Here is a 15,275-nt window from a genome sequence, read left to right as displayed (position 1 = left end):
GGTGTTAAACCTGGTAAAAATCGCGATACCATTTTACAAAGTTTCCAATCCCTTCTTGGATCGTGGTTTTGGGGCGGTAGCCAACATCATCAACCAAAGCCTCTACGTCGGCATAAGTATCAGGCACGTCGCCTAACTGCAGAGGTAATAGGTTCTTTTCTGCTGTCTTGCCCAGCGCCTTTTCTAGCGTTTCTATATACTCTAAAAGGTGCACGGGTGTTTGTGCGCCAATATTGTATACCCGCCAAGGCGCTTTGCTTGTGCCCGGATCCGGTTGCTTACCATTCCAAGCATCATTGCTCGCGGCGGTATTATCAAGTGTGCGGATAATACCTTCGACAATATCATCCACATACGTAAAGTCGCGGCGGTGGTTACCATAATTGAATACATCAATAGGCTTTCCTTCGAGTATCGCTTTGGTAAACAAAAAGAGCGCCATGTCTGGTCTGCCCCAAGGGCCATATACAGTGAAAAAACGTAAACCGGTGGTTGGTAAGCCATATAAGTGGCTATACGTGTGCGCCATCAACTCGTTAGCTTTTTTACTGGCTGCATACAAGGAAACCGGATGGTCTACATTGTCATGCACAGAAAATGGCATGCTCTCATTCGCCCCATAGACTGAGCTGGAGGACGCATAAACGAGGTGTTGAACATTATTATGCCGACACCCTTCAAGGATGTTCATAAACCCAACAATATTGGCATCAATGTAAGCATGCGGATTTTCCAGTGAATAGCGCACACCCGCCTGCGCAGCGAGGTGGACGACCTTATCAAATTTTTGCTCACTGAATAACGCGGGTATGCCTTCACGGTCTTCAACCGCCATTTTGACAAACGTAAAGTTATTGCCATTAGGGTGGGCTTTTACCCTTTCTAGTCGTGCTTCTTTCAGCGACACATCATAATAATCATTCAAGTTGTCGACGCCGACAACTTCATCACCGCGCTCCAATAAGTACAATGAAACATGTGATCCAATGAAGCCTGCGGCCCCGGTGACTAATACTTTCATAACTCTTCCTTACAGGCGAATATCCACAGCCGACTTGTCAAACATGTATTTCAAATCAAAAATAACGGCGTTTGGTTTACATAAAGCACGCAACTGCTCATTGCTCCAGTCTTTAAACTGGTGGTGAGCAACCGCCCCTATAATCGCGTCATATTTTCCATTTTCCGGCTTATCAATCAGTGAAAGACCATATTCGTGATCGACCTCTTCGGCGTCAGCCCAAGGGTCAAAAATTTCTAAATTCACATGGTAGCTTTCTAGTTCGTGCGCAATGTCGACAACTTTCGTATTGCGAATATCAGGACAATTCTCTTTAAAGGTAATCCCCAATAATAATATATTGGCTCCATTAACCATGATTTGCTTATTCAACATGGTCTTAACCAAGCGCGATACCACATACTCACCCATACGATCATTAATGCGCCGTCCGGCTAGAATTACATCAGGATGGTGACCAAGTTCTTCGGCCTTATGCGTCAAGTAGTATGGATCAACCCCTATACAGTGACCGCCAACTAGGCCGGGTCTGAAAGGCAAAAAATTCCACTTACTACCGGCCGCTTCAAGCACTTCCTCGGTATCGATACCGACGCGGTCAAAAATCATGGCGAGCTCATTAATTAACGCGATGTTGAGGTCGCGCTGGGTATTCTCAATCACCTTTGCCGCTTCAGCCACTTTAATTGAAGAGGCGCGGTGAGTCCCTGCAGTGATAATCGACCGATACAGCGCATCCACTTTCTCGGCAATCTCGGGTGTACTGCCCGACGTCACTTTAACGATGGTTTCTAAGCGATGTTTTTTATCACCGGGGTTAATCCGCTCGGGTGAATAACCTGCATAGAAATCTTGGTTAAAGGTCAACCCCGATTGCTGCTCTAGAATAGGAATGCACACTTCTTCTGTCGCTCCGGGGTAAACCGTTGACTCATAGATAACAGTGGTACCGGCTTGCAAGACTGAACCAATCATCTGACTGGCTTTTTGTAAAGGAGTCATATCCGGCTGTTTGTTTTTATCAATCGGCGTTGGCACAGTAACAATAATATACTGACAATCTTTTATGTCTTCGGGATTGCTGGTAAAACTCAACTGCGACGCGCCTTTTAGTTCTTCACTAGAGACTTCCAAGGTGTGATCAACACCGCTTTTGAGTTCATCAATACGTGTCTGGGCAATATCAAACCCAACGGTTTTGTAATGACGCCCAAACGATACCGCCAACGGTAATCCAACATAGCCAAGACCAATAATGGCAATTGATACAGTCTTGTCGAGCTTATTCATATGTTACCTATTCCTTTTTAGCATTCAAACGCGCGTGAGCTTTACAGTGCTACGTTATTTTTATTCAGTAAATCATATACATGTTTAATCGGAATCGCATACGTAATTCCACTGGGGGTAGAAAGTGCCGCTTCCCGGCCCCCAGAAACTAAGACTTTATTAATGACCCCAAGCACTTTGCCGTCGCTAACGGCGTACATAGGACTTCCGCTATTGCCCGGGAATGCGGTTATATCCAATTGGTAAACTTCAAAGGGTGAACGCAAGCGCGACAACATCGCGATGTCGAGCTGGTTGCTATTATTCGTAGGGATCACATCGGGCGCAATTGCAGCAATAATCCCGCGGTGTGTAGCAGGATACAAACCAATCACCGCACCGATAGGAAAGCCCGTAATTAAAATTTGATTACCCTCTGAGCGAAATTCCCGCTCGGCGAGCGGCAAGGCAGGTAATGCTTTGGCTATTTTTAACAAGGCTAAATCATGCGCCTTATCAATATCCACAATGTCTGCCTGAATAATGTCTGGACGTTTGCCCGAGCCACTAAAAACCACCCGATTTTGCACGACATTATCATCCAAGGGATCAGAAACGACATGATAGTTAGTGATGACATACTGACCATTCGCTACAACAAAGCCAGTTCCGGACAACACATTACTGGGCGAAGCGAGTGGTGTTTGCACGCCGACGCCAACAATCGAAGGTTTATTCTTTTGAATAACTGGGCAGAGTTCACAGGCGTTCGCATTAAACTGCGCGGTACTGATCAAGAGTACAAAAAAGCTGAACACTGTCGATAATGATTTAAGCACGCGATTTTCTCAAAATGAAATCAGTCAATTAAAACAAATTAGTGACCTTTTTTTTGACTACTATACTATTGTATTAATATGCATTCTATTAATAATGCCGCCAGAGTCACGATCGCTCGTATGTAAAGCATGACTCAATGAATGGATACCTGTGCGTAAACATTACAAGGCAAAAAGTTATGCTCAAACGGTTAAGGAAACGGTCCATGGATCAATCTATCGTAAAAGGCTTTAAAGAGTACTTCGAGGTTAAAGTCGCCAGCACTCCAGCGCTTAAAGAAGAAGTATTCGGCATTCGCCACCAAGTGTATTGCGAAGAGCTTAAATGGGAGCCCGAGCGAGACAATAAAATGGAAGATGATAAATACGATGGGCATTCAATTCATTTATTGCTCCAGCATACAACGACTCAGAGGTATGCTGGCACTGCTCGATTAGTGATCCCAGGCAGTAAAGACGAATGCACCATGCCATTTGAGTCTTACTGCAAGGATAAAATTGATCCTGAATTGATTGATTTTCCGTCAATATCGCGTCTCGGTGTCAGTGAAATCTCGCGCTTAGCAGTACCGAAAGACTTTAGACGCCGGAAAGGCGAGGAAAATGTGCCCTTTTACATCGATCCAAAATCCAAACCACACTTCTATACAGAAGAAGATCGCCGCTTATTCCCTAATATAACGATTGGTTTGTATTTAGGCATTATTGCGGTTGCAAAGTTTTATCAGCACTCGCATATGTTCATTGTGGTCGAAACCCGACTGCAAAAAAGGTTAGGTCGCCTTGGATTTGTGTTTGAACCCTGCAGTCAACCCTTTGAGCTAAATGGGCAGCGTGCGCTTTACTGTATGACGGAAGCCAATTTCTTATCGCAACTGAGCGATAATATGTTGGCGCTTTACCATTGGATTGAAAAGTCAGTGCATAAGCAATTGCAGAAATCGGCCTAAAAAAGAGGATTTATTGTGCCCCACCCTTTTAACTACGAGCTTGCATTTTCCCGTAACCTTGGATGGTTTAGCGAAGCTGAGCAACAAACAATCAAGCAAACTAAATTAGCGATCTGTGGTGCTGGCGGTGTTGGTGCTTGGCACGCACTTAATCATGCGAGGATCGGTTTTAGTCGTTTCTCACTGGCCGACTTTGATCAATACGAAGTGGAAAACTTTAATCGCCAAGCCTGCGCTAAGCTAAGTAATGTCAAGAAAGACAAAGTACAGGCCCTGGCTGACGAGCTGTTAGACATTAACCCTGAGGCAGAAATCACACTATTTAAAGACGGTGTACATAGCGACAATGTTGATGATTTCCTGAATGGTTGCGACGTATACTTAGACGGTCTCGATTTTTTTGCAATCGATGCACGTCGACTCGTATTCCAAAAATGTGCTGAGAAAAGCATACCTGCGCTGACCGCAGCCCCCCTCGGGTTTGGCACTTCCGTATTATGTTTTGATAACCAGTCCATGGGATTTGAAGACTATTTTGGTTTTGCCGGTAAATCGCAACTCGAACAATTTGCTCGCTTTTATTTTGGGCTCTCACCGAAGGCTGGACATTCCAGTTACTTAGTTGAGCCGCAGCGCCTGGACTTGAGTGCGAAAAAAGGGCCTTCGTTAAATCCTGGCTGCATGCAAGCTTCTGCTGCAATAAGTGCCAATACGATAAAGCTGGTACTCGGCCGGGGCGAGATAGTGCGTGCGCCTGCCAGCGTGCAATTTGACCCATTCACAAACTCTTCTGCCATTACTGAGCTGCCGAATGGTCTGCATGGCGCTGAAATTGAAGGCGTTATTGCACAGATAGTTGCCGCATTTTCTGATTAGGGATACCAATGGACGCTCTTGATTTTGACCAGTTTCTTGAGGTCACACGCAAGTATTACAGTGGCGATAACTGTCAGCCATTCCAATTCAGTCTGGAAGAGGGGCAGATTTTTATTCACTACCGCGCAGATATCGCTAAACACACCTTAGTGTATGACTACCAAACGCTGATTATTACGCTCGGTGGTGCTATTGAATATGCGCGGAATGCGCTTACCGCCCAAGGGTTAAACAACATTACCGTACATGTCGACGACTCATTACTGGAGTCCGTTGATGTGACTAAAGACCAACCTCGCCTGTGTTCACTCTCCGAAGGGCCAAGCACATTTGAACTTCCCTCGCTTGCATTATCAACCTTAGCTAATCGGCATACCGACCGCAGACCATACATTGCGGTCAGCGATTTTGATCTTGCCACCGAAATTTCAAGCCAACTAAAGTATGTTTTTAGCCAAGTGCAGTGCTCAGTGGAAGATGCCTTGTTGGAGTTTTTTGCTTGGTCGGATAGTCAGGTTTGGCGCTCCCGGCAATTAGGTTTGGATATTCTCAACGCAGTCGATTTCACTAGTGACGAACCTGAGTCTGGATTACCCAAGAAAAACCTCGGGGTAGGTGCAGCGGAATTATTCCCTATCAAACTCATTCAACGGTTTCCTGGATTGTTTAACGTCTTTGCCGCCATCGGTGCCCAAAAGGGAATGCAAAAGTCACAACTGGCATTATGGAAAAGTGCGCAAAGCTGTCTGCTGTTTACTGTTCCAAAATCAGCTACTGTTGCTGATAAATTATTTGCCAGTGTCGAAATGATGCATGTCATTCTGCAACTCAGTGCTCGTGGATTCTCAATGCAACCTTCAACCTTGTCGACTGAGATCCTGAACTTACCTGTTAAGTCCGCTCAAACAAATCTAAGCACAGCTGCCGCAATTGACTTTAGTGACAGTATGGCGCGTATTAATGCGGTTAGACAAACACTGGGCATCGATGCCGATACACAAGTGTTATGGCTCTTACGATTTGGTAAAACCGAGACTCAGTTTCCTGATGAGGCTAAGACAGGCAGACGCAATATAGGGAGTTTAAAAGTCTAGGTATGGATTTATAGCTTCTCACTGACTCATGCAGTGAAACTTAATGTGAACATAAAAAAAGCGGTAGTGGCGTTTAACCATTACCGCTTTCTTAATAGCTTTAACGACTATTTTTTGATTTGACGGCGCTTAGCTAGTACCAGCAAGGCTCCGAGTAAAAATATTACTAACGTTGACGGGCCGCTTACCTGAACATCTCCAGGCGCCCCCTCTTTCGCCCAGATGGTCAAATGCGATAAGGCATTTTTAGTCACCATCGACATTGTGCCAATAATACTTGTAACTTGTTTCAACAATTCTACCTGATACAAAGCATAGAAATTACCCGCCTTGATGCTGAATACAAATTGATCGTATAACAACGGATCGATAATGTATTCTACGTCAGCGTACATCCAGTCAGACGTACAGGCGACTGAGTTTGAATTTTTATCCAAACAATTAGACAAATTAACCAAGCCACTCCAAGACGCATTGGCACCTTGCCCCTGTAGAGCTGTATCTTCATACTTTGCCAAGTTTATCCAAGTATCTGGGCTGACATTAGCAGGTAGGTCGTTGGTTAAAATTCCATTGGCATCCCAAATCATTTGATTGCTCAACCACCCCGCTACGTGCGAATCATTGCCATCAAATTGACCTGCACATCCAATAACTTGTGCATCAGGGTCATTTGGGTCTGTGTGGATAACTAAATCACTTAGGCTGCAGTCTTCGGCAACTGGTTTCGCCGCGAATGCCGCTGAAGAACACAGAAGCCCCAGCGTTAAAATAATTAATTTAGTTCGTTGCAATAACATTGACGCTACTTCTCCTAATTTACTGCACTTATCAAAGCATAAAACGCGCCAGAAAAAATCAGCTTTGAAAACAGATATATAACGTTACCCGATAAATTAGCTGTAAAAAACTTTGACACTAAGATCTCGCACATTCAGAGCCAGTAAGTATAGCTGAAATATCGCGGTATTGCTGAGTTAGTTCGCCAAAGCTTCTGTTCATTCCTTGTTCTTGCAACAGCTTTTCTGCATCGTCACAACGATCTAATTTGCGTAAGATAACCGCCAATTGAAAGGCAATCTTGGTATTTGCAGTATCCATAATGTTTGCTTCTCGTAAACGCGCTAAGGCGCTATCATAATCACCAAATAGGGCTAAACTCCAGCCATATTCCGCGGCGACATCCGCGCTCTTAGTGTTTGCATCATAGGCCTTTTTCGCGTATTCAACGGCAAGAGAGGGAGAGTCAGCTTGTAGCATGCGAGTCAATGCCAACAATACCGACTCGCGACGATAACTTTGCTCGCTTGCCTCATATTGCTGCAACAACGGTAGAGCCTCAGCAACGCGACCTTGGGTGCTAAGAAACAATCCTTTAAGCCCAACTAACGCGCTATCCTGGCTAAGACTAATGGCGTTACTAATGGTCGTTTCAAACTGTGTGGTTTTAACCCCTGTTGCCGCTAGTTCAAATAACTTTCCTGCAAACATACGGTTGTATTTGCTTGCCTCAAAGCCGAGTTTAAAGCGGTCAAATGCGCGTTCAGATTGCCCAGATTGAGTATGTACCTCCCCAGCCAAGAACAGTGCTGCGATATTCTGCGGATCAGCAGCCAGAATCCGCTCTAATTCGACTAAAGCTAACTCATTTTGGTCAGATAACGCTAACAGGCGTACTTTTTCGAGTTGTTGTGGCTTGGTCAATGGTTGTTCATTGGCAATTCGGTCTAAATAGGCCAATGCACCCGCATTGTCATTCAATTGCTTACGTAAACTAAGTAGCGCGGAAACATTTTGTGGACTCATCGCGATAAGATTCTCGAGCTTGAGGATTTCGCGCTGGGCTTCTTCATTTCGCCCTAGGTTTATAAGGATTGCAGCCTTCTTGAAAATATATTCTGGGTTTGAGAATGAGCTTTTATTCAGGGTATTTATTATTGTCAAAGCATCTTCATTCTGTTGTCGCTGAACATATAAATTCACCAGCGCTTCATCCAGTTGATAATCACTGTCGAATTCGTTCTTATATTTGTTTAGTAGACTAATTGCCTCATCAAATAAGGTTCGCTTACCGAGCAAATTGGCTAGCTGGATGACTAAATCTTGGCGGTACGGCAACTCATTTAGCAACGCCTCAAGCTCCAATGTAGCCCCTTCAAGGTCATCACTCGCAGCCAAGGCTTGAGCATTTAATTTACGGTGTTGGATATTATTCGGGGCGCTTTGCTTTATCTCTGCAAGTAGGGTCCGCGCAGCATTTAAATTATTACTGTTTAAGAGTACCTCGGCCTTTAATAGCTTCAGATCGGCGTTATTCGCATATCTCACTATCAACTCGTCAATCAGCGTCAGGGCTTGCTGAACATTCCCGGACAACAGTTGTAATCGCGTTAACAACAACTGCTGCGCCATCGTGTAAGGCGCTTGAAAAGTCTCATTAAACAACGCCAGAGCTGAATTCACTTTGCCTTGTTGACGCAGTAGATCGACCTCAAACAATTGCAAACTCTCAACATTGCGCACTTCAGGTGAAAGTTGAACCAGCAAATCATCACACAAGAAATGGCGATTTAGCGCTGCATAGGCGCGGCAAAGGGCTTTTACCAACTCAGCATCCTGTTTCACGATATTTATTTTGTTTTCCAGCAACGCTTTCACTTTGCGCGGTTGTCGCGATAGTTCATAAAGCTGGGCCAGCATTTGGATCGCATTATCGTCTTCACCCGCGAGAGTCAGGTATTGTTCAATCTGTACGGTGCTGTCTGTATAGTTTCCGCTCAAATAGGACGTTAATCCTTTTAACAGGTTTAATTTTGAACGACTGGTGACATCATCGACAACATAAGTCGACAGCTCACCCGACAAATCACTGAGAATATTGCGTGCTTCCTCTGCGTCATTCGTCAGAAACAACAATCTTGCCTTGGTGAGTCGGATCAATACATCATCAGGATTTTCAGCCAATATCGCATTGATCATTTCTAGCGCCTCACCAAAGCGCCGTAACTTGATCAACAAAAACGCGTTAGTACGCTGCAAAACGGGATCATCGTTACTAATGGAGTAAGCTCTTTCCAACCAATCCATCGCCGCTTGTAACTGACCATCACGACTTAACCATAAGCTGTTAGCATGCATAGCTCGAGGATTGTTAGGTTCAATTGAAAGTGCTGCATCAATGAGCTCTTTTGCTCTGATTAAATCTTTCTGAGACATCAAAAAGTTAGCGTAGCTGGTTAACACTCGGGGCGACCTCGGGGCCAACGTGTAGGCCTGCTGGTAACGCGAACGTGCAAGTTCACTATTACCTGCATAATCGAACGCACTGGCTTGAAGCAACAATACAAAGGGTTCGGTGTTGCGATTAACGTCATCACAGTCACAGTCAATCACGCGTTGATATTGACCGGCGAGAAGATATGCCTGCAATAAGTTTTCTATTACACGATTAAAGTCCACACCTAACTGTAATGCTTCCTCGTATTCATCAATCGCGTCCAGAACATAACCCTTATTCAGCAGAACGTCAGCCATTAGCACTTTCGAAGGTAAATGCTCAGGATATTCACTCATGATGTTTTTCAACAAAATGTACGCTTCATCGACATTTTTATTGTTATAGGTACTCAGCGCTTGTTCATATTGCTTTGACGGATCAGCGTAGACCTTAATAGCGGTCAAACTGAGCACTAGCATAAGTGCTAAGTGAGGATAGAAAATACGAAATGACGCGCGTAACTGCATGCCTACAACCATTGAGAAAACCTTTTCATTATAATAGCGAACAATACTTCGCAGCGCGAAACCAACAGGTAATTTCATCGCGAGAATTATTGAGGTGTTTTATCTATCACCTCAATATCATCTATCAACACACTGCCTTCATAGTAATTGATATGGGGTTCCCCAATGATAAAGTAATCAGGGAACGCACTCCCCGCTGGCCAATTCGGAAATACGGAGCCCGCCAAGCGTGGTCCAGTGCTATCAATGCACTTATCTGATAACTCGGCCGGCGTTTGATTATAGTGAAAAACACACTCCTCTTGAGTATTAATAGTGCCCTGATAGGTTCTCTCTTGGTCGTCTGCAAACTGCCCTGTTACCGAGAATGAATAACTTGTAGGCGTGCGTTCAAAGGTTACCTGGTACCACTGTTCCGGTAAGTAGTAGCCCGAGGGACGATCCTGGATCCGCGTAAACTCACCATCAACATAACTGATAAACTGCTTGCCAAATCGATGATGCGTTGGGCTTAGACCGTCTAACGCAATTACATTAAACGAGTTGCGATGACTATCGCGATTCCAACTATCGATCACAAACTTGCGGTGGTGGTGCATCCAGATATTGTTGTGGGGTTGTGGTTCCGTATCGAGTATTGCCAGCCAATAGAATCCATTATGTCCAACCGCTGACATATCCACCCAAGGCTCACCCGTTTCATTGCCAATATCGTAACCGTTTAATTCACTGGCATCACCGTAGTTGATATATCCAACCCGAAAACTGATTTGATAATGCGAGGGTAACGCTTGTGACGAACGCAAATACACGGCATCGGTGTGTTTAGGTGTCATTATCTTAAGCACCTGATCATTAGGATCTTGCGGGTCAGGTATTATGTCGATGTAATCAAAGATGAGCGGCTTGGCCTCGCGTGTGTAAATTTCTATCTGGAAATTTTCATCCACTCGATACGTGCCGCGCTTGGCAACGGGTGCAATAATCCCTTGTTCACTGAAGAATTCTCCCCCCTCACTGTATGGGCCTGCATTCTCAGCTGTATCTAGCTGCCACTGGGGTGCATGGTCAATCTGCAATAGGTTAAAGTTTTGTTGCATACGTGCAGGCTTTACGAAAGCTTGTTCGGAAATTTCAGGTTGGTTCGCTGGATCACTGCAGCCTAGCAGTAAACTGCTAGTGATTACTGCTGTAAAAATTGTGTTCCTTTTATCAGTCATGCTCTTTAATTACCTATTCATTCCAGCAAATGAGTTTTACTAGCGCGGTATGGAAATTGCGATCAGGCTAAGTAAAAATGTCCAACAGGGCAAGTGTTACCTGTGGTTGATTAAAGTAGCGGCAACCCAGCGGCACTGTTATGATGAAGTCTGTTGGAGATAAGTCTCACGAATAATGCTAAGGAATATGGATACTCGTATGAATCATTGGTTAAAAACTTTCACCCTCGTACTGTTAGTTGCCGGCACTGTTGCCTGCACACGGATGACCCCTGAAGAAACCTACGCTGAGGCGCAACGCTTGATGCAGGCGCAGGAATACGCTGAGGCAGCCATTCTGACTAAGCAGTTAATCTCTGATGCACCCCGCGATCCAGCCTATCGCGTTCTGATGGCACGACTAAATATGCATGCCAGAAATCTGGATGCCGCCGACAAAGAATATGCCCGTGCAGCAGAATACGGCATCGACCTTAGCGAAATATCGCGTGAGCAAGTCGATCTCGAACTGATCAGAAACAATTACGATTACGCTTATGAGCTTTTGCTTGAGAGACAGCGCTTCTTTGCCGACACCCAAGAGTGGAATGCGTTAGTCGCCACTGTAGCACTGGTAAAAAATGACGCGGAACTACTCGAGTCAGCCCTCGTGGAGCTTGGCTCTGAACATGCAGAGTTTATCTCTGCGGCGCGCTTAGTCAATGACCGCAAATTAGAAGAAGCTGCCCGCCTATTGTTGGGTGCTCAGCAAGAGTTATATGCGCCAGAATTACTTTTTATTATTGGCTCTTCATTAGTAGAAGCACAAGAACATGAACTAGCCCAGGCAACCTTAGAAAAATATACCAGTGCCCGCCCAGAAAACCGAATTGCGAATTATTTTTTAGCGCGTAGCTATTTGGCTACGGGTGATATGCCTGAAGCTCGTACTCAAATAGATATTGTCAGAAGCGGTAACACGAAAAACGCATTAGGCCAGTATGTAGAAGCGGTGTATCAATTTCAAAGTGGCAACTTAGATGAAGCTGCCAGCTATGCAACGGCGTCGATAGAAGCAGGATTAAATAACCCGTCCAACCACTTTATTGTTGGTGTGCATTCGTTTCAAAATGAAAATTTTGAGCGCGCCCTTTCTTCATTTCAGTACTTGAACGCCAATTATCCGCAAATTCCAGTGGTCCAGCGATTACTTGGGGTTACTCAGCTACGTTTGGGTGACGTAACCTCAGCCACTGACAGCATTGCGCAAATTAGCGATCCAACCCAAGAAGACATGGATCTCATTTTGTTGACGGGCTTTAAAGCCATTCAGTCTTCGCAAAGTGATCAAGTATTAAGTGAGCTTACCCGCTTTGCTCGGAACGTCGAAGTGGATGACATTGACGACGCGTTAGGATTCGCGTTATTGAGCTACGCTGATGATACTGAAGCGGGTATTCGCCAATTAGAAATCACGCAACAAACAAATCCGAAAAGCCTCAATGCATTTGCGATATTGGCAACGGCGTATGTGCAAATGGGTGAACTCGATAAAGCCCGATCGTTAATTGAGTCTTTTCTTGAGGGGCAAGAAGAGCTCACCATAGACACGCGCGAAGTTTTAGCCAATGTTTATTTACAATTGGGTCAAATTGACAAAGCGTCCGCCGAATTTAGTCGCATTGCGCAAGCAGAGCCAGAGCGCCCGAGCGTGATGATGTACGCCGTGGTTGAAGCAGAAGCAAGCAAAGACTTTGAAGCGGCTTTAGCAGCTATTCAGCGTTATGTTGCGACTCATCCGAACAACATAAAGGGCTTTATTAAATATAACGACCTGCTAAATACCATGAATGCCGGCCCCGAAGCCTTCGACACAATGTTTGCGTCACTCGCTGCGGTGAACATTCCTGAGCACCAGATTTTGTTCGCAGAGATGCTTATCGCAGATAAAAACTTATCGCGCGCCAAATCTGTACTGCAAGGTATAGAGTCCGCGGCCATCCAGAGCCGGGTGAACACCATGTTAGGGTTTATCGCAATGGAAGAGGGAGATACTGATACCGCGATGGACTTGGCTATGTCTGTGCTCAATGAAGCACCAAACGATATCAAAGCTTTACAAGTGGCGTTGAGAGCGAATGCAACTCAACAGGATTTCTTAGCCAATAGCGAACTGATCAATAAAGCACTGCTAGTTGATCCAAGCAACCCAGCGATCATTTATCTCGATGCTCTAAATGCTTCATTTGACAAGAAATTTGATAAGGCGCAAACCCAGCTAAATAAAATCGCAAAGAATAATGACCAAATCGCTTTGCGTTCTTTGCAAGGTAAAATTCACTTAGGCAAAGGTGAGTATGAAAAGGCCTATCCGTACTTACTCGAAGCCTATAGCGTTTCGGCAACGCGCAGTCGCCTAATGGACATCGTAAAAGTCACAAACAAACTCGGTAGAGTTGAAGAGCGTAACGCCATTGTCGATGCTTATGTAAAAAATGTGCCTGATGACTTAGGCATCCATCTGATGCGCATCGAATACATTCTAGCTGATGACGTTAGCGCTGGTGCTCAAGCACTGGAAGGATTCTTACAGCAGTATCCAAACAATGAGATTGCCCTGAACAACTTATCTTGGGCCTATTTACAGCTTGGGGAGCTAGACAAAAGCGCAGCCGCAATTGATCAAGCATTAGCAAAAGCCCCAGACTTTGTGCCTTTTATTCACCAAAAAGCGCAAGTATTGATCGCTCAGCAGCAGGGAGAGCAAGCGCTACAGATACTTGAGCCACATATTAACCTAGAGTCCGAACAACCGGGCAAGTACGAGTTTGCCTATTTAAATTTCTTGGTTGATCTGGGTAAAACCGATGTTGCCCAGTTCTATTATGAGCAGATGGTGAATAACGGTGTAGTCGCTGCAGAAATGAATCAACTAAAAAGCCGATTATCCACACGTTAAGGTGTCAGGAAATTTAACAGTTTTAAGAAGCAAAATTACCAACAACTTGTAAGCTATTGATAAATATAGATAATAAAAGTTGGCACGCAGTTTGTATTATCTCTAGCGTGACCCAGTAACAATTTTGTTTTTTAAGGAGCAACACATGAAAAAATTAGTAGCATTAGGATTGGCAACAGCTTTCGCAGCAAACGTTGCTCACGCAGACCCAATTATGTTTGACCCAGACGGCCCAGGCGGTAACGCTCCAGTACGTCTTGACGTTATGACTTTGGACATCATTCCTGCGCAAACTTACTCAGTATTCCAAGACTTTGGTGCTGACAACACATTGAATGCAGGTGACACGTTCACTGAGTCATTCACTTACAACTTCAGCATCGGTTCTGACACTGCTGCAAATACAGCTGTTGTATATGGTTTTGACTTGGCGTTTAGCTTTGACCTAACTGGTTACATTGATGACGTAACTTACGGCACTGGTACTGCACCAACTGTTGGTTCTCCAACATTTGCCGCTGACCTTGCTGGTACTTCATTCAAAACAGTATTTAACCCAACTAGCGTAAGCCCTACAGTTAACATGACTGCAACTTACCTAGGTAACGTTATCGGTGTTTTCGATTTGATCGCGGGTGTTTCTGGTACTCCAGTACAGTTAGCGGGTAACATCAACTCTGCATTCATCTTTGACTTCAAATTCAACGAAGCATGGAAAGCAGGTTTTGCAGACTTCGATAGCACTTGGTTCCAAATGAACGGTGATCCACTAGATTCAAACGTAACGTTTGCAATCGGTGAAGGTTCTGCAGCACCTACTGGTGTAATCGGCATCTCTGGTCAGCCTGGTGAGTTTGTTGCTGATATCGAAATCAAAGACAACGGCGCAACTCTTGAGTTCCGCGTTCCAGAGCCAGCTTCTATCGCTGCTCTAGGTCTAGGTCTTCTAGGTCTTGCGGGCTTCCGCAGAAAAGCATAAGAATTGAATTAATCAATTCCTCAAAAAGCCGGCATTTGCCGGCTTTTTTAATGTCTAAAAGTTAGTTATGACTCCCCTGTCCCTTGCTCTTGTCCTTAAATTGCCGCATCCAATTTACGACCAACTTAATGGAATACACCTTTACTAACTGTACGATGTAATTCTGGAATGTCACTTAGCCTAAACGGACCAGTACAATGTTTAACGATCCGTACTGAGTACGTTGATGACCATTCACTAATAAACGTTCATTGTAAAAAGTGAGTATGCTCGTAACACTAGCAATATGCTTAGGTCTGGAGTGTTGAAAAACTTTACACCTCAGTTTCAGAGCAAAAAAAACGG

11 protein-coding genes are annotated in these 15,275 nt (G+C 44.7%); 5 read left to right on the top strand and 6 right to left on the bottom strand.

Going from position 1 to position 15,275, the window contains the following annotated elements; genetic code table 11:
• Positions 1-4 precede the first annotated feature (4 nt).
• From AC121Z_RS04450 to AC121Z_RS04440, 3 genes are read right to left on the bottom strand one after another with little or no spacing between them, the layout of a single operon-like run.
• Positions 5-1,021 carry an NAD-dependent epimerase gene (locus tag AC121Z_RS04450; RefSeq protein ID WP_498127023.1) on the bottom strand — a complete coding sequence of 339 codons (1,017 nt, stop codon included), beginning with the start codon at positions 1,019-1,021 and terminating at the stop codon, positions 5-7.
• Between the two features lie 9 nt (positions 1,022-1,030).
• Positions 1,031-2,311, bottom strand: a complete 1,281-nt coding sequence (gene tviB / locus AC121Z_RS04445; RefSeq protein ID WP_498127021.1) for a Vi polysaccharide biosynthesis UDP-N-acetylglucosamine C-6 dehydrogenase TviB — start codon at positions 2,309-2,311, stop codon at positions 1,031-1,033.
• Positions 2,312-2,352: 41 nt separating this feature from the next.
• Positions 2,353-3,129, bottom strand: a complete 777-nt coding sequence (locus tag AC121Z_RS04440) for a S1 family peptidase (RefSeq protein ID WP_498127019.1) — start codon at positions 3,127-3,129, stop codon at positions 2,353-2,355.
• A 206-nt stretch (positions 3,130-3,335) separates the two neighbouring features.
• Between AC121Z_RS04440 and AC121Z_RS04435 the strand changes: the two genes are divergently transcribed.
• The 3 genes from AC121Z_RS04435 to AC121Z_RS04425 are packed head-to-tail and all read left to right on the top strand — an operon-like array spanning position 3,336 to position 6,049.
• Positions 3,336-4,079 (top strand): PEP-CTERM/exosortase system-associated acyltransferase, encoded by a 744-nt coding sequence (locus AC121Z_RS04435; RefSeq protein ID WP_498127017.1) that lies wholly within the window; start codon positions 3,336-3,338, stop codon positions 4,077-4,079.
• A gap of 15 nt (positions 4,080-4,094) precedes the next feature.
• Positions 4,095-4,955 carry a ThiF family adenylyltransferase gene (locus AC121Z_RS04430; RefSeq protein ID WP_498127015.1) on the top strand — a complete coding sequence of 287 codons (861 nt, stop codon included), beginning with the start codon at positions 4,095-4,097 and terminating at the stop codon, positions 4,953-4,955.
• 8 nt (positions 4,956-4,963) lie between these two features.
• Positions 4,964-6,049, top strand: coding sequence for a hypothetical protein (locus tag AC121Z_RS04425; RefSeq protein ID WP_498127013.1), 1,086 nt, complete (start codon positions 4,964-4,966; stop codon positions 6,047-6,049).
• 107 nt (positions 6,050-6,156) lie between these two features.
• On the opposite strand, the gene AC121Z_RS04420 is transcribed toward AC121Z_RS04425, so the two are convergent.
• From AC121Z_RS04420 to AC121Z_RS04410, 3 genes are all read right to left on the bottom strand, one after another.
• Positions 6,157-6,849, bottom strand: a complete 693-nt coding sequence (locus AC121Z_RS04420; protein ID WP_498127012.1) for a hypothetical protein — start codon at positions 6,847-6,849, stop codon at positions 6,157-6,159.
• Between the two features lie 118 nt (positions 6,850-6,967).
• Positions 6,968-9,793, bottom strand: a complete 2,826-nt coding sequence (locus AC121Z_RS04415; RefSeq protein WP_498127010.1) for a tetratricopeptide repeat protein — start codon at positions 9,791-9,793, stop codon at positions 6,968-6,970.
• A gap of 86 nt (positions 9,794-9,879) precedes the next feature.
• Positions 9,880-11,013, bottom strand: a complete 1,134-nt coding sequence (locus AC121Z_RS04410; protein WP_498127008.1) for a hypothetical protein — start codon at positions 11,011-11,013, stop codon at positions 9,880-9,882.
• Positions 11,014-11,212: 199 nt separating this feature from the next.
• Between AC121Z_RS04410 and AC121Z_RS04405 the strand changes: the two genes are divergently transcribed.
• Complete coding sequence (locus AC121Z_RS04405) at positions 11,213-13,951, top strand: tetratricopeptide repeat protein (RefSeq protein WP_498127006.1); 2,739 nt, start codon at positions 11,213-11,215, stop codon at positions 13,949-13,951.
• 145 nt (positions 13,952-14,096) lie between these two features.
• Positions 14,097-14,930, top strand: a complete 834-nt coding sequence (locus AC121Z_RS04400; protein ID WP_498127004.1) for a PEP-CTERM sorting domain-containing protein — start codon at positions 14,097-14,099, stop codon at positions 14,928-14,930.
• Positions 14,931-15,275 lie beyond the last annotated feature (345 nt).

Source organism: Alteromonas sp. DYW1 (genome assembly GCF_059752595.1).
This window is presented reverse-complemented; position numbering and strand designations above follow the sequence as displayed.